Annotated in this window: 23 protein-coding genes and 1 pseudogene; 23 read left to right on the top strand and 1 reads right to left on the bottom strand. The window is 38.0% G+C overall.

The window, feature by feature from the left end; all coding sequences use genetic code 11:
* The first annotated feature begins 3 nt into the window (after positions 1-3).
* The 18 genes and pseudogenes from HUX68_RS10230 to HUX68_RS10145 all read left to right on the top strand — a co-directional run bounded on the left by HUX68_RS10230 (position 4) and on the right by HUX68_RS10145 (position 18,970).
* Complete coding sequence (locus tag HUX68_RS10230; RefSeq protein WP_174614732.1) at positions 4-756, top strand: carbohydrate deacetylase; 753 nt, start codon at positions 4-6, stop codon at positions 754-756.
* On the top strand, positions 746-1,108 hold the full coding sequence (locus HUX68_RS10225) for a PTS lactose/cellobiose transporter subunit IIA (RefSeq protein WP_174614731.1): 363 nt from the start codon (positions 746-748) through the stop codon (positions 1,106-1,108). Before HUX68_RS10230 ends, HUX68_RS10225 begins: the two co-directional genes overlap by 11 nt.
* A 33-nt stretch (positions 1,109-1,141) precedes the next feature.
* Positions 1,142-2,395, top strand: a pseudogene (locus HUX68_RS10220) (exo-beta-N-acetylmuramidase NamZ family protein); the annotation flags it as partial.
* Between the two features lie 1,456 nt (positions 2,396-3,851).
* Positions 3,852-4,736: a hypothetical protein gene (locus HUX68_RS10215; protein WP_174614730.1), complete on the top strand. Its 885-nt coding sequence runs from the start codon at positions 3,852-3,854 to the stop codon at positions 4,734-4,736.
* A gap of 112 nt (positions 4,737-4,848) precedes the next feature.
* A complete protein-coding gene (locus tag HUX68_RS10210; protein ID WP_174614729.1) occupies positions 4,849-6,927 on the top strand; it encodes a sigma 54-interacting transcriptional regulator in 2,079 nt (692 codons plus the stop codon).
* Between the two features lie 229 nt (positions 6,928-7,156).
* A complete protein-coding gene (locus tag HUX68_RS10205) occupies positions 7,157-8,749 on the top strand; it encodes a glutathione ABC transporter substrate-binding protein (RefSeq protein WP_174614728.1) in 1,593 nt (530 codons plus the stop codon).
* 53 nt (positions 8,750-8,802) lie between these two features.
* The gene (gene gsiC / locus HUX68_RS10200; RefSeq protein ID WP_174614727.1) at positions 8,803-9,726 is read left to right on the top strand and encodes a glutathione ABC transporter permease GsiC; all 924 of its coding nucleotides are present in this window, start codon (positions 8,803-8,805) and stop codon (positions 9,724-9,726) included.
* A gap of 31 nt (positions 9,727-9,757) precedes the next feature.
* Entirely contained in the window at positions 9,758-10,645 is an 888-nt protein-coding gene (locus HUX68_RS10195; protein ID WP_174616421.1) for an ABC transporter permease subunit, read from the top strand.
* Between the two features lie 18 nt (positions 10,646-10,663).
* The gene (locus tag HUX68_RS10190) at positions 10,664-11,677 is read left to right on the top strand and encodes an ABC transporter ATP-binding protein (protein WP_174614726.1); all 1,014 of its coding nucleotides are present in this window, start codon (positions 10,664-10,666) and stop codon (positions 11,675-11,677) included.
* Positions 11,658-12,623: an ABC transporter ATP-binding protein gene (locus tag HUX68_RS10185; RefSeq protein WP_174614725.1), complete on the top strand. Its 966-nt coding sequence runs from the start codon at positions 11,658-11,660 to the stop codon at positions 12,621-12,623. Before HUX68_RS10190 ends, HUX68_RS10185 begins: the two co-directional genes overlap by 20 nt.
* A 26-nt stretch (positions 12,624-12,649) precedes the next feature.
* Entirely contained in the window at positions 12,650-13,678 is a 1,029-nt protein-coding gene (locus HUX68_RS10180) for an asparaginase (RefSeq protein WP_174614724.1), read from the top strand.
* Positions 13,679-13,750: 72 nt separating this feature from the next.
* A complete protein-coding gene (locus HUX68_RS10175) occupies positions 13,751-14,572 on the top strand; it encodes a M55 family metallopeptidase (RefSeq protein WP_174614723.1) in 822 nt (273 codons plus the stop codon).
* A gap of 492 nt (positions 14,573-15,064) precedes the next feature.
* A complete protein-coding gene (locus HUX68_RS10170; protein WP_174614722.1) occupies positions 15,065-15,307 on the top strand; it encodes a helix-turn-helix domain-containing protein in 243 nt (80 codons plus the stop codon).
* 128 nt (positions 15,308-15,435) lie between these two features.
* Positions 15,436-15,687: a sigma-70 family RNA polymerase sigma factor gene (locus HUX68_RS10165; protein WP_174614721.1), complete on the top strand. Its 252-nt coding sequence runs from the start codon at positions 15,436-15,438 to the stop codon at positions 15,685-15,687.
* A gap of 225 nt (positions 15,688-15,912) precedes the next feature.
* Positions 15,913-16,479 (top strand): sigma-70 family RNA polymerase sigma factor, encoded by a 567-nt coding sequence (locus tag HUX68_RS10160; RefSeq protein WP_174614720.1) that lies wholly within the window; start codon positions 15,913-15,915, stop codon positions 16,477-16,479.
* Positions 16,480-16,595: 116 nt separating this feature from the next.
* Complete coding sequence (locus tag HUX68_RS10155) at positions 16,596-17,627, top strand: DnaD domain-containing protein (RefSeq protein ID WP_174614719.1); 1,032 nt, start codon at positions 16,596-16,598, stop codon at positions 17,625-17,627.
* Positions 17,628-17,793: 166 nt separating this feature from the next.
* The gene (locus HUX68_RS10150; protein ID WP_174614718.1) at positions 17,794-18,807 is read left to right on the top strand and encodes a TIR domain-containing protein; all 1,014 of its coding nucleotides are present in this window, start codon (positions 17,794-17,796) and stop codon (positions 18,805-18,807) included.
* A complete protein-coding gene (locus tag HUX68_RS10145) occupies positions 18,800-18,970 on the top strand; it encodes a hypothetical protein (protein WP_174614717.1) in 171 nt (56 codons plus the stop codon). The genes HUX68_RS10150 and HUX68_RS10145 overlap by 8 nt, the downstream gene beginning before the upstream one ends.
* A 1,026-nt stretch (positions 18,971-19,996) precedes the next feature.
* On the opposite strand, the gene HUX68_RS10140 is transcribed toward HUX68_RS10145, so the two are convergent.
* Positions 19,997-20,785 carry a hypothetical protein gene (locus tag HUX68_RS10140; protein ID WP_174614716.1) on the bottom strand — a complete coding sequence of 263 codons (789 nt, stop codon included), beginning with the start codon at positions 20,783-20,785 and terminating at the stop codon, positions 19,997-19,999.
* 225 nt (positions 20,786-21,010) lie between these two features.
* Here HUX68_RS10140 and HUX68_RS10135 point away from each other — a divergent pair, with 225 nt between their 5' ends.
* The 5 genes from HUX68_RS10135 to HUX68_RS10115 all read left to right on the top strand — a co-directional run bounded on the left by HUX68_RS10135 (position 21,011) and on the right by HUX68_RS10115 (position 24,440).
* On the top strand, positions 21,011-21,148 hold the full coding sequence (locus HUX68_RS10135) for a hypothetical protein (protein ID WP_174614715.1): 138 nt from the start codon (positions 21,011-21,013) through the stop codon (positions 21,146-21,148).
* Between the two features lie 181 nt (positions 21,149-21,329).
* Positions 21,330-21,779 (top strand): hypothetical protein, encoded by a 450-nt coding sequence (locus HUX68_RS10130; RefSeq protein ID WP_174614714.1) that lies wholly within the window; start codon positions 21,330-21,332, stop codon positions 21,777-21,779.
* Positions 21,779-21,964 (top strand): hypothetical protein, encoded by a 186-nt coding sequence (locus HUX68_RS10125; protein ID WP_174614713.1) that lies wholly within the window; start codon positions 21,779-21,781, stop codon positions 21,962-21,964. The genes HUX68_RS10130 and HUX68_RS10125 overlap by 1 nt, the downstream gene beginning before the upstream one ends.
* Before the next feature lie 53 nt (positions 21,965-22,017).
* The gene (locus tag HUX68_RS10120) at positions 22,018-22,188 is read left to right on the top strand and encodes a hypothetical protein (protein ID WP_174614712.1); all 171 of its coding nucleotides are present in this window, start codon (positions 22,018-22,020) and stop codon (positions 22,186-22,188) included.
* 428 nt (positions 22,189-22,616) lie between these two features.
* A complete protein-coding gene (locus tag HUX68_RS10115) occupies positions 22,617-24,440 on the top strand; it encodes a sigma-54-dependent Fis family transcriptional regulator (RefSeq protein WP_246206655.1) in 1,824 nt (607 codons plus the stop codon).
* Positions 24,441-24,445 lie beyond the last annotated feature (5 nt).

The following is a 24,445-nucleotide window of genomic DNA, read 5'->3' as shown; positions in this document are numbered from 1 at the left end:
TTGATGAATTCCACAAGATTAATTGTAAATGCTGATGATTTCGGTTTAACTCCAGGTGTATCTGCGGGGATACTTTATGCTCATCAGCATGGTATATTGACGAGTACAACGGCAATGGTTAATACAGACTTTTCAAAGGAAAGCCTTGAAGAAGTGAAAAGGTATCCTGATCTTGGGGTAGGCTTACATCTTGTTCTGGATGCTGGTCAACCGGTGTCCTCTTTCGTCAGCAGTTTAACAGATAACAGGGGTGAATTCCTAAAAGGTCAGGAGCTGATAGAATCTGCAAAACGACAAGATATAAAAGATGAACTTGAATACCAGCTTGAATTGATTTTTAGGTCGGGGGTAGATGTGACGCACATTGATAGTCATCACCACATGCACCTCCATATCCCTTGTGGAATGGAAGCGGTAGCGGAAGTAGCCGAAAAATACAAACTCCCTGTAAGGTCATTTTCAGATTCCATGCTATCCGGGTCTATTTTAACAAGTGACTACTTTCAATACGATTTTTATGGTGATGATCACGTTTCACTTGAATATTTACTGAATCTATTTTCCGGTTTGCAACCGGGAGTTACAGAAATTATGTGTCACCCTGCATTTTTGGATTCGTGGTTAAGTAATAAGAGCAGCTATAATTTTACTAGAATGAAAGAGTTAGATATTCTTGTAAACAGCAAAATTAAAAACTGGATTGATGAGCACGCTGTCGGTTTAATCCATTATGGAGGGCTAGTAGATGAACCATGAAAATTTTTCAATGAATATTATATTGCATGCGGGGAACGCCAAAGGATATTTACATGAGGCTTTACAGGACGCAAGGAACGATTATTTTGAACAAGTGGATGCAAAAATAAAATTAGCATCAAATGAGCTCTTGGAAGCACATAAGGTACAAACGAAATTCCTGCAGGATGATGCAAAAGAAAAAATAGACAGTGTGTCGGTTATTTTAGTTCATGCTCAGGATCATCTGATGACTGTGATGTCGGAAAGAGATTTAATTCAGGAAATGATTGAAATGTATCGTAAACAACATGAAATGAATAAAAAGTTGAATCAGTTAATAGAGGGGGACAGTAAGAAAAAGCTGGAGTAGGAAACATGGAGTACTTCGGAAGACTAATAATAGATGAGGAGTGTTTTCGTGAAATATATCAAATACATTTTCTCAGCACTTGTTTTAACGTTATTAGTGACATCTTTGTTGGCAACTTCCAGTGCAGAGGGGAACGGTAATAATGGAAACGGGAAGGTTGTTCCAGGCATTGAAGTATTATTGAACAAAAAGTTAGACTGGCTGGAAAATAAAAGAGTTGGGTTAATAACTAATCCGACAGGCGTTGACAGCAATCTGGAAAGCAGTGTTGATTTATTGTATAACCACCCGGATGTTAATTTAACTGCATTATTTGGACCGGAGCATGGTATACGGGGTAACCGTGAAGCGGGGGAATATGTAGAATCATATATTGATGAGAAAACTGGTCTTCCCGTGTATAGTCTATATGGACCAACATGGAAACCAACAGAAGAAATGCTGGCTGATGTGGATGTGTTACTATTTGACATCCAGGATATTGGGTCGAATGTTTATACGTATATATATACACTGGGTTTTGCCATGGAGGCAGCTGCAGAATATGATAAAGAATTGATTGTATTAGATCGCCCGAATCCAATTGGCGGAACTAAGGTGGAAGGGCCGCTTCGATCAGAAGATACGGTCAGTTTCATGGGAAGATTTTTGCTGCCGGTAAGACATGGAATGACAGTTGGTGAATTGGCAACGATGTGGAATCATGAGTATAGTATGGGAGTAGATTTAAAGGTTGTTAAAATGAAAGGCTGGAAACGCACCATGCATTTTGAAGACACCGGTCTTCCATGGGTAATGACATCACCAAACATACCAACTAAAGAAACTGCATATTTGTACGCTGGGACGGAGTTGCTGGATGACACTTCGTTAAGCACGGGTCTAGGGACTACCAAACCTTTTGAATTGGTTGGGGCGCCTTGGATTGATGGTGAAGATTTAGCAAATGAAATGAATAACCGGAATATTTCAGGGGTAACTTTCCGACCAGCATATTTCACACCAATGTTTGGGAAATATGAAGGTGAATTAGTTGGCGGGGTTCAAGTGCATATTGATGATCCATCACAAATCAATTTGGTTAAATTAGGTTTAAACCTGGTGGATGCAATGCGGGATCAAAATCCGGAAAAGTTTGAGATGACTTCCAGTTATGCGAATCTTATTGGGGACCCGGAAGTACCGGAGATGATTATGAATGATGAACCAGTTGATCATATTATAAAGTCCTGGGAAGATGAATTCAATACTTGGGTAAACGAAGTGCGTAACCAATATTTATTATATAATCCATATCCGAGTGGTGCTCAACCTTATAAAGACGAAGGCGTGTTAGGAATATTACCACTTGATTTAACAGCGGTTCCAGGCCAAAGTGTTGAATTAACTGTACAAGGATATGATAAAAACGGTGAAAAGCTGGATATTGAGCCTTCATCGGTTGAATGGTCCACTTCAAATGATATCGGGTATGTTGAAGATGGTGTTTTTCATGCAAAAAGGGAAGGACAGGGTAAAATAGTAGCTTCGTATGGTGATTATACCGCAAGCAGGACTGTCAACGTATCAGCCACACAAGTTGAAAATATCCGATATGGAATACATTCAGCTTATTCGAGGATTGTATTTGATTTGAACAAGACAGTGAATAATTATGAGATAGAAGAAAAGGATGGTAACTTACTGTTGAAAATTCCTTATGGAGAAATTGAAGGGGAATTAGATGAACAAGGGGGAACCATTGATATAAACAACAGCCCAGTTATATCCAGTATAAATTATAGGGTTGAAAATGGTACATTCGTTGCTGCATTTAACTTGAAAACGGATGGAATAGAATATGAAACACCTGAGTTTTCTTCAAGAATTGTTGTGGATTTAATGCATTAAAAAATTATGAAAAGTATGCCCTTTTTATGGTATTGTTTAATCGCCATACCAAACAAACCAAGGAAGAGAGGCATACTTTTTTATGAGGTTTATACTACGGAATTCAAGAGGCTCTTAAAATTCTCAACAGCTATTCCCCGTATGTGCAAAGGGATACGCTTATCCTGTGTAAAGGATTTTATTTTCGATGTACTGCAATTAGTGCTTATGGCAATTTCCTCTATAGATAAACCATGGTCTATTTTTAATCGCATTACATGTTCATTATAAAAGGACCAGCTTAACCCTTTATAACGACATTAAATCGTTTATATTACCACATTATTTCAGGTTTGTACGTTATTCCCGCAGCACTTTTCACGTATTTCAGTCAGTGTTGGAAAAAGGGCGTCCCCCCCTGTTTCACAAAGAGACGCTATATGGTATAAGCATAGGGACGGTTCTTATGTTTCTTCATGCTTTCATTATTTTGCAATGTTCTTAAGAAGATGAGGAATAGCCACTGGGTATACAATTCAATCCATTCTCCTTCTGGTTCGACCCACTGAATTTAAAAGTAAACGTTAACCTTTCATCAACTGACATCAACCATACTACTTACGGATACTATCCATTCAACAAGGTATGTCGTTAAAGAGGCAAGTCTGATGCCTTGTAAACCTAGCTAGAGTGAAAAGAGGAAACGGTAAAACCTCTGCTTTACCGGTACTATGTTTATTTTTAGAATTGCACAGGAAGCAGAAAGGGGTTTCTTTTAATCCTTATTGTTTTAAAATGCATTTAAAGATATAATTTTAAATTAGATAAAATTTGGTAACTTTAAAGTATTCAATATACAGTAAGGAGTGGTTAGATGTATATGGAACACAAACCAATTGAACTCAGTCCTTATGATGATCCTGATATTTATCCAGGACCAAGACCATCCTCTTCTTTCATTTATTTTAAAGGAAGAGCACATAAAATTATTGAGGAAAAAGGAATGCCGGTTGAAAATCTAGTCATTCAATATTCTGAGTCGCAACCTTTGGAAGGCTCGTTTGCAGGGGGATCAATCACTGAAAAAACAGTGCGGTCATTATTAAATGAGCATAATTTCCTTCCTATTTCAAAGCGTGTTCCATTGGTCGCTTATGGTTCAAATGTTTGCTTAGCCCAGTTGAAATATAAATTTAGTCTGAATAAAGAAATAAGTGATTTTGTTATTTGTTTGCGTGGTAGCATTCAAGATACTGATATTGTCTATGGATCCTTTCTTGCTCCGTATGGATCATTACCTGCGATAATCGCGCCTGTTGAGGGGGCTCAAACTGAAATATGGCTTACATTCGTTGATCCCGAACAATTAGAGCATATGAATAGCACCGAGGGACGATATGAACTCCGTGTACATGATGGCCAAAAGCTTTCACTTAAAACAGAGGAAAAGTTTGAGAAGGTATACGCCTACTATTTTCCACACGCCCTATCTATTGACCATAAATGGTTTCGATTTAAGGATATTGGCGGATTTTCCCCAATACAGTCAATATGGCAGGCTGAAATGTTAAATAAGCTAATCGAACTTGTTGGTTTTAAAGGAACGCGGGAGAAATTTATTCACCAGCTGAGGTGGGAGTGGTCATTTTTGATGGAAATAGAAAAATTTTTATTGTCTTTTGATGATGCATTCATTCATCCTGATTGGTTGGTACCCCAAAAATTGCAGACAGTAGATAATCTGAGAAGGTTATTTTAACAAACCTATTTCTGAGGAATTTTCTTGCTTTATTTAAACTTCTAATTAATGCTATAGATGTTAATGATAAATGAAAGTATTTGTAATTAATGGGAAGATTGGAGGTAACCTTATGAGCACTTATGGATCTATTATGGTCGTCTCATATCAAAAGCATACTTTGAAAACCATTATTGAGCAATTACAGGAAATTAAGATAGATGAATACTTCGAGATACAGGCACGTACTGTTGATGAGTTATTTCACTCTATGATAACGAAAGACACCATTGTCCTATTATCCAGTAAAATATTATTGCCAATGGTTAAACCTTACTTTCCGAAAGATACCCCGTATATTCTTGCCAAGAGAATGATTAACTTTGCGAATATAAGAGAGTTGCTTGATATACCTAAAGGAGAAAAGGTACTTCTTGTAAGTAATATGAAAGAAGCGGCGGAGGAAACGATTTCTGTGATTAAAGAAACTGGTATTCTTTTAAAATTCCAATCTTATTATCCTGGGGCAAGGTTTGACTCAGATATTAAAATTGCGGTTACACCGGGGGATGCTCACCTTGTACCTTCATCGGTTGAAAAGATTATAAACATTGGCTCAAGATTTGTAGATATTTCCACAATAATTGAGATCTTTAATCACTTTAAAGTTTCAGATTTTGAATTGAATCGTTTATCCGCGCGCAATATTCAATCCCTGGTTCATTTAACAGGGGAACTAAGTCAGGAAATTTTTACTGCAAAGTCGTTAAGGAACAGTTTAGAGCAGATCGTAAACAATATAGATGATGCAATCCTTCTTTTTTCAAAAGATGGGATTATTAATATGATAAATCAAAAAGCTTTGCATCTCCTAAATCTACAAGGTCAGGATATGATAGGCAAAAAAATTCAAGTTGTTATACCGCCGACATTTTTAAAGGGGGTTCAATCGATAAAGGATGATAAAGATACCTTTAAAGATATAAATGGAATCGCTTACTATATTCGTAAAAAAGATGTATATGTAGACAATGAAATCTTTGGAACTTTATTAATGTTTCGAAGGACTAATGAAATTCGACAAATTGAATACAATTACAGAAATAAGATCAAAGGTAAAAACTTTATTGCCCAATATACATTTGAGGATATGGTTTCTAAAAATCAGACCATTATTGAATCTATAAAAATAGCTAAAAAGTTAGCGAAGAGTGATTCAACCATTTTAATTTTAGGTGAAACTGGGACAGGGAAGGAAATATTGGCACAGGCGATTCATAATGAATCCTTAAGATCGTACCACCCTTTTGTTGGGGTGAATTTTGCCTCGTTATCTGAAAGTTTGCTTGAGAGTGAGTTGTTTGGATATGAAGGAGGCTCATTCACGGGTGCCAAAAAAGATGGACGCAGCGGATTATTTGAGCAAGCACATAAAGGAACTATCTTTTTGGATGAAATTGGCGATGCTTCTCCAACAATTCAAAACAGACTATTAAGAGTTCTGCAGGAAAAACAAATTTTACGGGTAGGTGGTGAGCAGATGATTTCCCTTGATTTAAGGGTTATAGCCGCGACTAACAAAGATTTGGAAAAATTAATAAAGGTCGGTGATTTCCGAAAGGATTTATTTTATCGTTTGAATGTCCTACCTATTCGTCTTCCCGCATTAAGAGAGAGAATTGGTGATATTGGATGGTTAAGTAAACTTTTTGTTAATAAGTTTTCAAGAAAGCTGGGGCGTACACCGTTCATATTCTCTCAAAATGCAATTGATGCACTAAAAAGTTATCATTGGCCGGGAAATATAAGAGAGTTGCAGAACACTATAGAATATCTTGCTCATGTTTGTGATGATACCGTATATAGGGAACAGTTGCCTTTCTTGGCAAACTTCCGTTTTTTAAATATGGAGGAACAAAAAAATCAGGATTACCATAATTTGATAGAATTCTTTTATGAACGAGGATTTGCGGATGAAATAATTTTAATTTTAGAGTTTCTTTCAAAAAATGCTGTATCTTCATCAGGTAGACATCGGATGTTGAACTTTCTTAAAAATAGCGGATATAACCTATCTGATCAACAGATTAGATACAGGCAGAAGTTGTTGCGAAGCAAGGGTTTGATCAATGTTTCCCGTGGCCGCAGAGGAAGTGAGATTACGAGTAAAGGCAGTGGTTTATTAGAATATCTAAATAATAAAGGTGATTGAAAAATTAACAAAGGTTAAAGAAAACAGGAGCATTTATCAATGTTTCTGTTTTTTTATTTATATGGTTACCCAATTTTACTTATTAATTTAGAAATGGTTCACCATATATTGATTATTGTAATTTCAATTTATTGAATTGTTGCGGAATTGTTACATATCTATTAATTGGCATAATATTTGCTAATAAAACAGTAGAAGGAGAATTAAACAATTTATAAGGAGGAATTTGATGTTTAACAGAAGAAAAGTTTTCGCCTTAGCAGCAAGCCTAGTTATTTTGCTTGTGCTGTTCAGTGGTTGTTCAAACAACTCTGAATCAAAAGGTAAAGACTCGACTCAAGTGACTGCTGCAAAAGAAGGTAACGATCTGACCATTGCTGTTGATGCGAATCTTATTAGTATGGATCCGCATGACACAAATGACACATTGTCGGGGTCAGTACAAAGAACTATGTTTCAAGGTCTGTTTGGATTTAGTAAAGGGATGGAAGTTGTTCCTGTTTTAGCGAAGGATTATAAGATTAGTGATGATGGGTTAGTTTACACTTTCCAATTGAAAAAAGGGATTACATTCCATGACAGTGCCCCATTTAACGCTAAAGCGGTCAAGGTTAATATTGATCGTTTGGCCAATCCGGACAATAATCTAAAACGTCACAGTTTGTTTGCAATGGTAGAAAGTACAGAAGTTGTTGATGAATATACCGTGAAAATAAAACTTAAAAAACCTTTCGGAGCTTTCATTAATAATTTGGCTCATCCAGCTGGCAGAATTATTAGCCCGAAAGCGCTTGAGAAATACGGGGAAGAAGTGGCTAGAAATCCAGTTGGTACAGGACCGTTTAAATTTAAAGAGTGGGTCCCGGGAGATCATTTAACCGTTGTAAAGTATGATCAATATTGGCAGGATAGTTATCCCAAAGTTGACAAAATCACATTTGAACCAACCCCTGAAAATGGATCCAGGGTTGCAAAGCTTAAAACAGGTGAAGCAGATTTTATTTTCCCTGTTCCACCAGAACAAGCTAAGCAAATTGATGGTAAAAATGGAATAGAGGTAAAGGCTGAGCCTTCTATAGTAGTACGGTATATGGCTATGAACAATATGAAAGAACCGTTTAACAATGTAAAGGTTCGTAAAGCAATAAACTATGGTATTGACAAAGAGGCATTCATTAAAGTAGTTAAAAGAGGTTTTGGGGAGCCACTTGATTCCGTAATCGCTCCTAAAACATCATTTTATTCGCAACAAAAGGTATATGAGTATAATCCGGAAAAAGCAAAGCAACTATTGAAAGAAGCAGGGTACCCAAATGGTTTTAAGACTACTTTGTGGGGAGGAAACAATTCCACATCCATGAAAGGGATGCAATTTATTCAACAACAGCTAGCAAAAATAGGCGTCGAGGTTGAAATAGTTCCTATGGAAACCGGAACAATGTCGGAAAAAATCTGGTCCACAAAGCCAAAGGAAACCGAACTAGAAATGTATTATGGTGGTTGGTCTCCATCAACAGGTGATGCGGATTGGGGAATCCGTCCTTTATTAGGCGGCAAAGAGGCATTCCCGCCAAAATCATATAATACTGCTTATTATTCAAATGACAAAGTAACTAAATTAATTAATGATGCACTTCTTACAGCTAATCCGGACGAGAGGGAAAAGTTTTATGCGGAAATACAAAAATCAATTTGGAATGATGCACCTTGGGCTTTCCTGACAATTGATTATACGATTAGTGGTAAGAAAAATTATTTGGAAGGTGTTTATTTGTTACCTGATGGGTCATTAAGTACCCATGATGCAAAAATTGTAAAATAACTGAAAGGGGGCTATTGAATAAGCCCCCAACTTCTTAAAAAGGAGGGGAACATTTGTTTTTTCGATATTTTTCAAAAAGAATTCTTGAGCTTATTCCAATTCTTCTTGTTATTTCAGTTCTTGTCTTTCTATTTGTACATTTAATACCGGGTAATCCTGCCCGACTTGTAGCCGGTAAACAGGCAACATTTAAAGAAGTTCAATTAGTAGCGGAAGAACTTGGTCTGAACGAACCGATTTGGAAACAATATTTCTCCTATATGAAAGGTTTGTTTCAAGGGGATTTTGGTACTTCATTAAAAACAGGGAGACCTGTTTCTGAGGTGATTGTATCAAGGTTTATGCCCACTTTCTGGTTAACCATTTCTAGTATGGCATGGTCGTTGGTAATTGGCTTATTAATCGGAGTTGTTTCAGCGACAAATCGAAATAAGTGGCAGGATTTTTCAGGAATGTTCGGGGCTGTATCTGGTATATCCATGCCCTCCTTTTGGCTTGGCTTACTCCTCATTCAATTGTTCTCGGTAAAATTAGGTTGGCTACCAGTAGGCGGGAATGATTCTTGGCAAAGTTACATCCTTCCTTCCTTAACGTTGGGAACTACAGTGGCTGCTGTAATAGCTCGATTCACTCGTTCTTCATTAATGGATACATTAAAAGATGATTTTGTCAGAACAGGACGTGCAAAAGGGCTATCCGAAAACAAGGTAGTTTGGGGACATGCTTTAAGAAATGCAATGGTTCCGATCGTTACAATGACTGGTCTTCAATTTGGTTTTTTATTAGGTGGTTCCATTGTTGTTGAAGTAGTGTTTAGTTGGCCGGGGCTGGGAAGTTTACTTATCGATTCTATTTCGTTCAGGGATTATCCGGTGATACAGGCTGAACTTCTATTATTTGCATTAGAGTTTATGTTAATTAACATGGTTGTCGATCTGCTATATGGTGTCCTCAACCCGAGAATTAATCTTGATTAGCAGGAGGGTGAGTAAAATGTCTGAAACGAAAATGACTGCACAATCAGAATACAAGAATGATGTCGTGGAAAAAAGAAAAGCTACGTTATGGTTGGATTTTTGGAGGAAGTTTCAAAAACAAAAGACTGCTCTGGCATCAGGGTTATTTATCATAATTTTGTTAATCATAGCGATTATTGGACCGTATCTTGCGCCTTATGGACCTGCAGAACCTGATTATGGCAGTATCCTTAAAGGACCTTCCGCTTCTCATTTAGCTGGGACTGATGCCTATGGCAGAGATATTTTTAGCCGAATTATTGTAGGATCCAGAATCTCCTTGCTTATCAGTATCAGTTCAGTTTTTCTGGGGGCTGCTGTTGGATCTATTCTTGGTTTGATCAGTGGTTATTACGGAAGATGGTTGGATAGTTTGATTATGCGAGGGTGTGATGTATTATTTTCTTTCCCTGGAATGTTGCTAGCCATCGGAATTATTGCAATTTTGGGACCTGGACTAACAAACGTGGTTATTGCTATTGCTATTTTTACTGTGCCTACATTTGCAAGAATCGTTCGGAGTGGCACCTTGTCTGCGAAAGAATCGGTTTTTGTGGAAGCTGCCAGATCTATTGGGGCTACGAACAAACGGATGATTTGGAAACACATTTTTCCTGAAACCGTTTCAAGCATCATCGTTTATTTCACAATGAGGATTGGAAATGCAATTTTGGTTGCTGCAAGTCTAGGATTTCTTGGTTTAGGAGCAAAGCCGCCTACCCCAGAGTGGGGAGCAATGCTAAGCATGGGCAGGGATTATATTAGTACACATCCACATATAACTTTCTTCCCTGGTCTAGCAATTTTTCTAACGGTTCTTGCTTTTAATCTACTTGGCGATGGATTGAGAGATGCTTTGGATCCTAAGATTAAAAATTAAAAAGGGGGAGCGTTTCTGATGGATGAGAACATATTAGAAGTAAGTGGGTTAAAAACTCATTTTTTAGGAGACAAGGGTAAAGTTGCTGCAGTTGATGGTGTTGATTTTCACGTTCGTAAAGGAGAAACACTCGGTATTGTGGGTGAATCAGGAAGCGGTAAAAGTGTAACTTCTCTTTCTATCATGCAGCTTCTTCGTGATACTTCCGGGAGAGTAATGGAAGGTTCAGTCAGATTTGACGGAAAAGAATTATTAGATTTCAGTGAGAGACAAATGAGAAAGGTAAGAGGAAATGATATGGCTATGATTTTCCAGGAGCCAATGACTTCACTAAATCCGGTTAAAAAGATTGGTGAACAAATTCAAGAAGCCGTTCTTCTACATCTCAAATTTAACAAAAAAAAGGCTCGGGAACATACTATAAATATGCTTGAATTAGTAGGGATTCCCCGTGCAAATGAAGTGATTTATGAATATCCGCATCAACTTTCCGGAGGTATGAGGCAACGGGTGATGATTGCAATGGCTATGTCATGTACCCCTAAATTTCTAATTGCTGATGAGCCCACTACAGCGTTGGATGTAACAATTCAAGCACAAATACTTGAACTTATGAATGAGTTGCAAAAAGAAGAAAAGACCTCCATTTTACTAATTACACATGATCTGGGGGTTGTGGCTGAAATGTGTTCCAGGGTTGTAGTTATGTATGCGGGGAAGGTAGTTGAAGAAGCAGATGTATACGAATTATTTGCTAACCCGAAACATCCATATACAAAAGGTCTAATTCAATCGGTCCCAAAACTTCGTCAAGGAACTAAACGATTGAATTCAATCCCTGGAAATGTACCCGATCCAGGCAACATGCCAAAGGGCTGTAAGTTTGCCCCCCGTTGTGCCCATGTTATGGATATTTGTAATTCAAAGGATCCGGAATTGAAACTTCTTAAAGATGATCATTCTTGCCGTTGTTTGTTATATCAAGAAGAGTCAGAGACAAGGGAGGAAGAGCATGGGAAAGCCTTTAGTTGAAGTTAGAAATCTAAAAAAACATTTCCCTGTTAAAAAGGGGCTTTTTGAAAAGAATAAAACCGCAATACAGGCAGTTAACGATATTTCTTTTACCATTGCTGAGGGGGAAACTTTTGGCTTGGTGGGGGAGAGCGGATGTGGAAAATCAACCACAGGACGAGTAGTAATGAATTTACTTCCCCCATCAAGCGGTAGTATACACTTTAATGGACAGGAAATAAGTGGTTTAAACGATACACAATTAAGAAGTGTCCGTAAAAACTTTCAAATGGTTTTTCAGGATCCGTATGCTTCTTTAAATCCTAGGATGAGAGTGAAAGAATTAATATCTGAACCTTTAATTATCCATAAATATGATAAAGTTTCTATTGAAAAAAGAGTGAATGAGTTACTGGATATAGTAGGTTTGAATACAAATTATGCGGATCGGTATCCGCATGAATTTAGTGGTGGGCAAAGGCAAAGAATTGGAGTGGCAAGGGCTCTGGCATTAAACCCTAAGCTTATTATTGCAGATGAACCAGTGTCTGCTCTGGATGTTTCAATACAATCACAAATACTTAACCTTTTACAAGATCTTCAAGACGATCTTGGTTTAACATATTTATTTATATCACATGATTTGAGTGTGATGGAGCATATTAGTGACCGACTTGGTGTGATGTATCTCGGTGAAATAGTTGAACTAGCTGACAAAGATATTATATATGACCAACCTAAGCACCCGTACACACAGGCTCTGTTATCATCCATACCAATTCCTGATCCAACTGTTAAAAGGGATCGTATTATTTTAAAAGGTGATATACCAAGTCCTGCGAACCCTCCAAATGGATGTCGATTCCATACACGGTGCCCATATGCTATGGAAAAATGCAAGACTGAAAAACCAAAGTTGAGAGATGTGGATGAGGGCCAACTGGTGGCATGTCATCTGTATGACTAGAAAATTATATATCTGAGGTGATAGAAATGAGTGAACAACAAAGCCCGATCCATGTTTATCGTGGAGGTTATTTAGAGAGTGTACATGAGGTTGATGTTGCAGTGGTAAATAGCGATGGGGAAGTTCTGTTTTCATATGGAGACCCTAATCGTCCAACATTTGCAAGATCCTCTATGAAACCATTTCAAGCAGTTCCAACAGTAGAAACAGGGGCAGCCGAAAATTTTTCATTTGATGCGGCAGATATTGCACTATTTTGTTCTTCGCATAATGGAGAGCCGATACATCGTTCCAGGGTTTTATCTTTGCTGCAAAAGGTAGGAGAAGGTGAAAAATCATTACAATGTGGAACTCATATTCCCAGGGATATTGAAAGCTATAAAAAGTTGATTCGCGATGATAAGGATTTAACGCCGGTATATAGTAACTGTTCCGGGAAGCATACGGGGATGCTGGCAACTTGTGCTTATTTGAATGAGGACACAAGTACTTATAGGGAATTGGATCATCCACATCAACAACGGATTTTGAATGTGATTTCAACCATTTGTGATTTTAATAAAGAGGCTATAGGCATTGGTGTTGATGGTTGTGGTGTACCAGTTCATCAGCTACCACTAAAAAAAATAGCCAAAGGTTTTGCTTGTCTATCTCAACCTGGAAGAATGATAGATCAAACCTATAGTGAATCTCTTAGAACTATAAGAAATTCAATGATGGAATACCCGGAAATGGTTGCCGGTACGAATCGTTTTGATACAGATTTAATGAATGCATTTGATGGTGGAATCGTAGCTAAAGCTGGGGCTGAAGGTGTCCAATGCATAGGGCTGGTTGATTCAGGATTGGGTATTGCGATAAAGGTAGAGGATGGAAATGGGAGAGCAGCTAGTGTGGCCGCAATGAGAGTATTAGAAGAATTGAAGATTGGAGATGAGGAGACTAAATCTAAGCTCAAATTGTATACTGAACCTACTGTTAAGAACATGGCGGGAAATACGGTTGGAAAGATTACAGCTGAATTTCAATTGCAAAATAAGGAGTATGCAAATTGATAAATTATATAGCTTGTTCCTCAAGACTGTGCAGTGTTACGTTCTTTTATTTTCAAAGGGGGGTAATTATTAATGAAGGTATTCATTTCTGCAGATATCGAAGGGGTTTCAGGCGTTGTTGGTAGGGAACATACAGCCAGGGATGGCAAGGAACATGATTTGGCAAGGAAATTGATGACAGATGAGGTGAATGCATGCATCGAAGGTACACTGCAGGAAGGGGCTCGGGAAATAGTAGTTAATGATTCGCATGGAACAATGCGAAACATTCTACAGGATTATTTATTTTCGGAGGCTGAACTAATACTTGGGTCCCCTAAAAAGCTGGCAATGATGGAAGGAATCGATGAGACGTTTGATGCTGCTTTTTTCGTGGGTTATCATACCAGGATGGGTGCGGATGGTATTTTGAATCACACATTTAGTGGTCGTATCATTAAGTCTATACTCATCAATGGAGTTGAATATGGGGAATTCGGTATAAATGCCCTTGTTGCGGGTTATTACGGTGTACCGGTAGTATTTGTTTCGGGGTGTGATCTGCTTGTCAATGAAGTAGTTACATACGTACCAAACATTCAACGAGCGGTTGTCAAAAAGACAATAAATCGAACTAGTGCCCAAAATCTTCACCCAATAAAGGCACGGTCTATTATAAGGGAGAAGTCAGCAGCCGCTTTGTCCACAATGGCTAGTATGTCACCATTTGTAATTGACACTCCATTGAATGTACAAGTGGAATTTTTGAATACAGGATTGGCGGATGCTGCCGAAATTTTACCAGTGGTGGAGAGACTAACACCACTGGCGGTAAATTTTATAAGTAATGATATAATAGAGAGCTATCGATTGATTCGTAGTTTGATTATGATGGCGAATTCGACATTATCCTAAGTAATGTTATAAAGTTGCACACTATTCCAGCCAAAAACGGATGATTTTTGCAAATTAGGACGGATATTTTCACCTTATCTCAGCCGAAATCTGGTGCAAGCCGGGAAGTGGAATATGATGTCAAATTGATAAGTAACGCCATTAATGAAATGAATTGCGAGAATATTGAAGATGTAAAATTAGCTTCAAGTACTACAGATTACAAGCCAAAACCAATAAGAAAGCTGTTGTTGTTTGATATAGAAACAGTTTATTAAAACCTCGAAAAAGTAAAATATCGTTAGTTTAGTAACGAAGGAGATGTCTCCCAATTCCACTATAGATTTAGATAAAATAAAGAGTCATTGGAACAAACTTTGTTCCAATGACTCTTTATTTTGGGGATATGCGGTGCTACTGTGAAAAAATACTCAAAATCACAAATTACAACATATATGTTGTGTACGGATTGCTCTTCAACAAGGATAATATTCTTGGAGAAGGGGGATTGGCGTGGATAAAGAGAAATTGCTTATGCGTTTTGGAGAACTAATACGGCAATATAGAGAGAAAAATGGCTTCACCATGTATGAACTTGCAGAAGAATTGGATATCTCAGAAAATCATCTTGGACGTATTGAAAGAGGGGAAAGTAACACGGTCATTACGAATTTCTATCAAATGGCCACAATATTGAATATCCCTAGTTATTTTCACGATGAGATGAAACAGATCGTACGTGATCTTGAAAAATAGGTTCTCTTTATCCTTTCTGTTCTACTCCCTCTTGAAGTTAAATCCTCAGTGTATATGATCCGTATATCCATCTTGTATTGCTGTACCCAAGCCCTCTCACTTTTATCACCTACAAAGGAGCAAATCACATGGAAAACCGAATAACGTTTAACTCATTGTTTGAGAAAAATGCTTGGAGATTCCGCTGCCAATTACGCAAAATAGACATCAGCAGACCGGACAATGATCTTTTTCAGGAAGGTTTAATGGTAATGTGGAAACCCTTCGAACCTTACCAGCCTGACGATGCCCCTCTGGCGATCTACTTCACTTGTATAACCCGACATTATTTGACTGACTCCCTGACAGGAAAAGTGCCTCTTCATAAACGTTCGGCATAAGAGTCGGTTTTGAATTATTGATGGCATCCACCGCCATTTCGCAATACCCCGTCGCGTGCACAGCCCCTCTTACGGACGGATTTCACACGATGAAACGTATATACTAGATTTATAGTGTTTTTTTAGGCAAAAAAATAGTTCGTTTTTTGCCCCCAAATGAAAGGTTGTAACGATAGTAGTTATGAGAAGGAGTTTTTATCACATTATAGCGAAGGAAGAATGCGAATGGACAACCGAATATCATTTGAGGAAATTTTTGAGCAGAACAAGCGGAGGATCCACTTTCAAATCCATAAGTTGAACATTAATGATCCGCACGAGGAATTTTTTCAGGAAGGCTTAATCGCCATGTGGAACGCGTACGAAAAATACCAGCCGGACAAAGGCCCCATGGCTACATACTTTAACTGCATTATACGGAATCGTCTGATTGACCACTTACGCAAGGAAACAACGCATCAAAATATACAGGAGAAAGCCATTAAAGAAGAGTTAACCCAGATCACAGAAGGCAATCATCACAGTCTTCGGGGTAAGGTGGATCTAAGACTCGTATCCGAGCAATCCCTTCCGCTGACCGATCCTGCACTTTGGAAATCCTTAAAATCACATCTGACGGAAAGGCAATGGAAATGGATTTATTACCATATCATCGAAGACATGTCCTATACAGAAATAGCTGTTACGGAGAATACGACCGTTGAGGCTGTCAAAAGTTGGGGCAAGCAGGTGCGAATGAAGCTGCGTGACCCGGCGTTCCGGGAAAAGCTGCAATGGGAAGAAGGTCTGTAAGAAGGCGGGACAGGCTTCTTGTCGTGGGACAAGGGGACAGGTTCATCGTCCCAAACATCTGGGACAAGGAACCTGTCCCTTTGTCCCAAAAATTCATTTGAAACGGGGAAAGGCATATGAACTATATTAAAGAAATGAACGCATTTTATGATCAGGTTATTTTCAATCCATTGTCAGGATCGGCTGTGGCACTGTGGCACACGTTGATGCATTTCAGCAACAAAAGCGGGTGGCGGGAGACATTTTCTGTCCCTGCTACGTTAATCGAGACAAAATCCGGTGTGAAAGGCTCATCCTTTAAACGGGCACGCACTGAATTGCAGGATAAAGGCTATATCAACGTAATTCCGGGTAATGGAAATCAGTCAGCCACGTATCGCATGATTTCGCAGGTTCGACTGGAAATGTATGGCGGGGAAGGGTTGCCGGTTGCTCAGCAGGTGGTGAATGAGGAAGTGGATCAACTTGAGCAGGGTGTGGCTGCGGCGTTTGACATGGAATCCGGATTGGAACAGCCGGTATTGTCGAGTGGTAATCGGTTAGTGGGTGATTTAGAAAAAGAAAGTGCTGTTGTGGTTCCTGCCTTGAATCAGAAAGCGGACCAGGACATGGCCGACAGTTTGGTCCACAGTTCAGTCCACTCCACGGACTACAATATGGACCACAATCCGGACCACAGTACGGCCCCATTATTTAAACAATACATAAATCAAACCGAAACAAAACAGAAACCAATAGTAACTACTACTTCGGACGCTATCCGATTTTACCAGGAAAACTTCGGCGCTATCAGTTCGTATCTTGCCGATGACATAATTAATTGGATTGCTGACATGGGTGATCCGCTTGTTCTCCATGCCATGAAACGCGCATTGGAGCAAAATAAAGCAAATTTCGGCTATGTGAAAGGTATCTTGAAAGCATGGGTAAAGAAAGGGATTCGAACGGTTGAACAGGCTGAAGCGGATGAAATGGCATTTCGAAAGCAGCGGGCTTATCGGGGTGATTCGGCTGGTGGTGAGGTGATTCCGGATTGGTTTCGGGAGCGGGAGGAGAAGAAGCCGCGTGTGGAGAAGGCGGCTGATGCGGTTTTGGATCATGCGAAACAGGAGGAGTTTGAGCGGTTGTTGGCGGAGTTTGGGGGATGAGACAGTATAGTGAACCTTGCATATGGTGTCAGACCTCCAGTGTGTTCGAAATTCAATTATTCATTTTTATTTTTCATGTAAATCCTCTTAAAAATTACAATTAATCTAACATTTCGACAATAAAATAAGATATAATAGAAAAAAACGAATTTATTTTGGAGGAGAAATGGAGAATCATAAACCAAAAGTATTTATTGGCTCGGCCCGGGAATCTATGGATTATGTTAATGCAATACATGAGCAAATTCATTATTACGCGGAAGTCACGCCTTGGTATGCCGGTGTGTTCCAGGTTAATGATTATAATATGGATAGCCTAGAAAAACAATTAGATAGTAATGACTATGCAGTTTTTATATTTTCGCCTGATGATGTCGTTGAGATGCGAGGGAAGAAAATGCTCAAAACACGTGATAATACTCTGTTTGAAATGGGTCTGTTTTGGGGGAAATTAAGAAAAGGGCGTGTGTTTTTTATTGTTCCGGATAGGGTTGGAAATAAACCTGGAGAAGGTAGACATGAATATATTCTGCCCTCTGATTTAAATGGCTTAACCACTGTAGACTACGAAATAAGGGCTGATGGCGATTATGTTTCAGCTGTTAGTCGGGCTTCTCAACAGATTAATCAAGCAATTCGTAGGTATGGAGTGTTTAAGGATCCGATAAATTTGTTAGAAAAAACAAAAGATCAATTAAATAAAAGTAACATGGTGTTAGGTTTTTATATGCAATTCACAAAATCTTTACTAAGTGACAGTGTTAATAAATATGAACATTTATATGAAGCTTTCCGAAGTTCTTTTATGCCTCCAGATGGTTTTAATGTAGTTGGAGCTGGGATATGGAAAGTAGTTGAGAAAAAAGGCTTAGAGCAAATTGCAGGTAATGAAGGAAGGAATAAGTTTTACCCTTTCAATATAAACAATGAGAGGGAAGAAGGTAATAAAATCTTAGTTGTGGATAGCTTCCTTAATTCTGAAGAGCAAGTTATTTTATTGGAGGATTTTTTGGTAAATACATACCTTTTATGCTATCCTATAGGTAAGGAGTTAGTTTTAACTATACACATTCGAGGTAGAGGGAATCTTACTGAGAGCAATTTTAATCAACTGTTTGTAGTGAACCATGAATTGTTGTCTAGTGTAAACTATCTATTTGGAGGTGTGCTGAATGATTAAAAAAGTCAAAGTTCAATACCCCGATAATTTTTCTTATAAGGTTGGAAAAGCGGTTGATGCGATTAGTGTTGTTGCGCCTTCCGTAAAAGGAATAGAAGAGGTAGGTAAAGTTGTATATAAGCGAAAGGCTGAATATAAAAAACCCAAGTTAGCGCGTCCTTAACAAGCATGGGGCTGCAAAACGTGTTCCAGAATTCGGGAAAATAAAACAAAATGAGCGAACCGGCAAAGATCCAAATCCGCTATGTCAGCGAATTCACATTTACAAACACCCCTGATCAGACGATATGGGGTGTTTTCTTTATGTAATCATTTAACCATCTCATCAAGTATTTCATACGCTTCTTCCAATTGGGCTACAATGGGTAACACAGTCTCCCACACCTCTGAATCCTACGAGCCTAACCATGATCCACTGGCAATTTACTTTACCTGTATGATCCGAAATTATTTGACTGACATGTTGACCGGGAAGCTTCCGGCAAAAAGGAGCGAATCATCATTAGATACGGATGGCAGCCACCGCCATCAAGTAATACTCCATCACGTGCGTACCTCTCTTACGTACGTATTTCACACAACAAGACGTTTATATTGAATGTATAGTGATTGTAGACGAAAAATAATCGTTTTTTGCACTCATAACAGCAAAAGAGAACAACTGTAACGCTTTAAACTATAACTGGATCAGATCCTGATTTGGAGGGGGATATTTCCCAAGATCAAAGAATATTTTAATCTTTATAGGTTATATTAGTAATAATCTGCGAAGTAGGTGATTGAGATGGATGGCGTAAATTCATTTATAACTTTTTGTACGTCTTTATATAAGATAATAAATAATATTTTTAGAAATTATCATGTAACAATTTTAATATTTGGTTTGATTTACTTCATCACTCAGCCTTCATTAAACACATTTTTATTATTCCTGTTCGGACTTATTATATTCTTTTTAAAGAGGAAATTAATGAAAACTACTATGACCATGTATTATGGTTTCCCAACTAATAATGTACAAATAAGTAATAATAATGATGATTCAACTTTTAAGTACTTTAACCAAAAGTAGAATATAACTAGTGTTACCCACACTGCGGGCGACAAGAAGTCTTTCGCAAGTGCGGCTGTTTAAAGTTGAAGCTCCACTTGAATATTAGACGAAAAAGGCATCATCCGCTCATACTAATCACTGAATTACCGGTTGGAAGTGGTCATCCGGGGATGGGGGATAGTCTCCTATAAGTTGATTGCAACGTTTTCTAAAATAATCTGACAGAATGTTCATGTTGGATAATTTTATTTCTTGTAATAGTAAAATTTGATTATCGGGGGATAGTAAGCTGAATGCCAATTTATTGTTTCCAAGGATGAAGGTTATTTTGTCCCAATCGTTTTTTGAAAGGTCAAGTTTGGGAAATAATCCAATAATCCCCTCTAAGAGGCGTTGTTCCGCTTCGTCATGAAATACATTATATTTTTTAATATATTGCACGACGCCCTCCATAGTAGATCTTTTACGTATTTTCATGGCGTATTCTAGGTATGATTTGTATTTGTCGTCAGTGTACAGATGTTTTTTTATTTCGGAAGGCTTTGTTGAGGTTTTTGCAGCAAGTTCGTTGATCGTTAGTGACCCTTTAAGAAAATTGATAATAATGTATTTGTCACAACCGGAAGAGCGTGCCTTACCGTGAAATAATTGTCTGAGAATTTCTAGGTACCTTTCCGTGTCGTCGGAAAACTCTTTCAGTTGACATTCAAATTGGTCGTCGGGGTAGCAATCCCTGTAAAATCTGAAATTTTCATAGTGGGTTATTAATCGATACTGTCCTCCTTCGATTCTTTCAATGACAGGTTTGCCTTCAATATACCCAAAATATTTATAGTGATGTGTAAGTCTGTTTTTCCCTTCAACAAGATTAGTCTCCATTACATAGTCGTTTATTTGTGATGCTTTAATCCAGGTGTTCGTCATAGTTGATCCCTCCTGCAGTATATTTATGATTTAGTCAATTTGTCCTATGACTTCGGATGGGAATATAAAAAGTCTATGGAATTTAACTAACACCTGTTTAAAGGCATCCAAAACCATTGATTATTATTCCGTTCACAGGCAAGTTTTGGAATGAGAAAACATGAAATTCGAGAAAACTTTATTTGTGAAAAGTTATGAGGGAGTACTCAAATAACTGGGAGTAAAGTGGCACAAAGCGGTCTAGCTGCAGATAAGCCTGTACCTAATTCAGTCGATGCCGGGACAACCTATTGGTCGGTTGACATAGACCCGCATGGTAATGAAATAGAAGTATCTGACGGAATGAATTGGACGGTGATATAGATGTACGATGATTTGTCATTTGTGAAAGCACAGAAGGCGTTTAAAGCAACGGACGTTCCTGCTAAAAATTTAATTGGAAAACGGTGATTTTAGCGAGGGATCTTCAGCCTGGTCAGTTGGAGATAACATAACAGATTTTTTAGTATCTAATGGAATTGCTTCGTTCGCAGGAGGTGGTGCTTTGTCGTCAACCGGGAGCAACTGGGTGTCACAGCCTTTCTCCGGTCCTGCAAGGCATATTTACTATAATTCTGTTTTGGCAAAACAGGAAGTACCAGAAGGAAGGTTTTATATAGGTTCGGGTTACTCGTATGCGGAATACACTCTTACTAATGAAATTAAAAGGTATTCATTTGTTGGCAATCACTCTAATAGTGTTGAACCTACGTACGGTTCAGATTCTGGTATTAGCGTTGCAATGGATAGCGCAATATACATTGATTTGACGAGGGTTTTTGGAACAGGTAATGAACCTACTGCTGAACAGATGGACGCACTCCTTGAACAATTTGATAAAAGTTGGTTTGACGGCACAAAAAATCTGTTTGATGCTCAACATTTCATGTACATGTATTTCAGGAAAATAACTGAACTCGAAAATGCTATTACGGCACTTGGGGGAGGAGCGTAATGTTTAACATGGCAGAATTTCTAAAAACAAATCTAATCAATGGGTATAGAGAAGGCTCATTCACTCGTACACAAATTACTATATTTGCTATAAATTATCAATCGAAAGGTTGGCTTACTCAAGAAGATGTGAATGATGTTTTGGAAGCAATTCAACCAAAAGAAGAAGCTCAGATGCAAATTTAAACTAAAGACATCTTTCTGCTATATTATAGTAGTAGTAGAAAGGAATGATTTTAATGCAAAAAGAAACTACGTTTGGTAGAACGAAGGAAGAAGCTTTATCAAGAATGGGGGATTTAATGATACGGAAACACCCCGATGCAATTTATTCTCGTTCCGAAGTGGAAGTATCGGAATATGGGAATGAAGAAAGTGAAGATAAATACGTGGCGGAATATATTTTTTAGAACACCTTATTTGGTGTTCTTTTTGTTTTGCATCGTAATTGTGTTACTCAACTAACGCACGTCTAATGTTTAATAATTTTTGGTGTCATTCTCGGGATTCTGTAAAAATAGGGCTTGGGAGTTTTATAAAAAATGGTTACTTGTATTGAAGGACTCCATCTATGAACATAGTTATAGCACCAGACCCATTTAGAGGCAGTTTAACGGTGACGCAAGCAGCTTCCGCAATGGGAGGACTGTATCAGAAGTGAAAACGTCCCGGGGCAGGTGGTTTATGTTATGCATTGTTGGCAATCGGGGCAGATTGCAAGATATTCCCTCTTGTAGGGCTTGTCTACAGTAAATACTTCCTAAGAATGTGATAAAATAAGCAATAGATAATAATCAAACTTCTGTAAATATTCATTTAAAAAATGGAGGGGTGAACTTTGATTCAGGATTTCATAAGAAATGAAAATAAAATATTTGAAAAGGACAAAATGTTAACAGTAGAAAAGTGGATGGTTCCTAATCCTCATTTTGTACAAATAGATTCATCCTACAGACAAGTTGCAGAAATTTTGAAGGAATTCAATGGTGAATGTATACCAGTGGTTAGCAAAGGTATGGAGCCAGTTGGTATCGTTACATCGAAGCAACTATTGAATTATTTTCTCAATGAGGGAAAAAAAGATGAACCTTTATTAAATAGTGTATTTGAAAATAAATTTGAAATTGTTCATTTAAATGATTCTATTATAGAGATTCGCGATCAATTGTACGATTTTTATATGGTAGTTGATAGCCAAAATAAATTAGTTGGGATGTTAACAAGGAAAGAAGTTTTAAATGGCTTGACTTGGTATATTCAGGAAGTAGATCAAATGGAGTATAGTGCTGAAATATTGAATGTTATTTTGGACAGCGCTTACGAAGGAATTACGGTTGTTGATGAAGAAGGACTTATAGTTGAGTTTAATGATGCTTATAGTCGATTTATGGGGATTGAAAAGCAGGATGTAATAGGTCGTGATGTACAAGAAGTTATAGATAATACTAATCTGCATAACACGGTAAAAACGGGTATGCCCGAACGAGGTGCTTTACAATACATCCAAGGTCAGGCAATGATTGTGCATCGGATACCCATTTGGAAAAATGACCGAGTCGTAGGTGCTATAGGCATGCTTATATTTGAAGGTGTTACGGAATTATTTAAAATTTATGAACGGCTACAACAGAAAACTAATCAACAGTTTCCAAAGAAGAAGTCCACCACTGTTTCAGAGCCTCGTGAGAGTGACTTGGTTACACTAGATCAAATTATTGGTGTTAGTGAAACGACATCGGAATTAAAACATATAGCAAGGAAGGTAGCTAAGACTAATGCAACGGTCTTGATTACAGGTGAAAGTGGTACTGGAAAAGAAATGTACGCCCAAAGCATTCATCATTTAAGTCCTTTTGCCGATGGGCATTTTATTAGCGTTAACTGCGGTGCAATACCGGAACATCTATTTGAGTCGGAGTTATTTGGTTATGAAGAGGGGGCCTTTACTGGAGCCAAAAAAGGAGGTAAGCCAGGGAGGTTTGAATTAGCACAGAATGGGACACTTTTTTTAGATGAAATTGGTGAGATGCCGCTTTTAATGCAAATAAAGTTGTTACGTATTTTACAAGAAAAGAAATTTGAACGTGTTGGTGGTACGCGAAAATATAAAATGAATACGAGAATAATTGCAGCAACAAATCGGGATTTGAAAAAGATGGTTGAAGCGGGGAACTTTCGCGAAGATCTTTTTTATCGAATTAACGTTATTGAACTTCCAATTACCCCTCTTCGCAACCGGGTGAAAGATATTCCACCTCTTGTTTCTCATTATTTAAATGCAATTTGTAATCGCTATCAAATACCAGTGAAGCAGTTTACTTCAGAGGCAATGACAGCGTTTATTCACTACGATTGGTACGGAAACATTAGAGAATTAGCTAATGTGATTGAAAAACTTGTTGTTCTCGTTGAGGAGAGGACGATTAAACTCAAACACTTACCCAAATATATGGTGGAGAATAATGGTACTGGTAATCATCAAGGCAGCGAAAACGCCAACCTAATTCACAATATTAAGAGTGTTGAACAAAATAAAGAGAAAGAGATTATTTTATCTGCCATGCAAAAGAACAAAGGAAATAAATCAACAACAGCAAAAGATTTGGGCATTCACCGAACCACATTGTACCAAAAACTAAAAAAATATAATTTATATCATTAAGAGTC

Source organism: Virgibacillus ihumii, from assembly GCF_902726655.1.
GTDB classification, from domain to species: Bacteria; Bacillota; Bacilli; order Bacillales; family Amphibacillaceae; genus Lentibacillus; species Lentibacillus ihumii.
The sequence above is the reverse complement of the archived record's forward strand: the minus strand, read 5'-3'. Positions and strand labels throughout refer to the sequence as shown.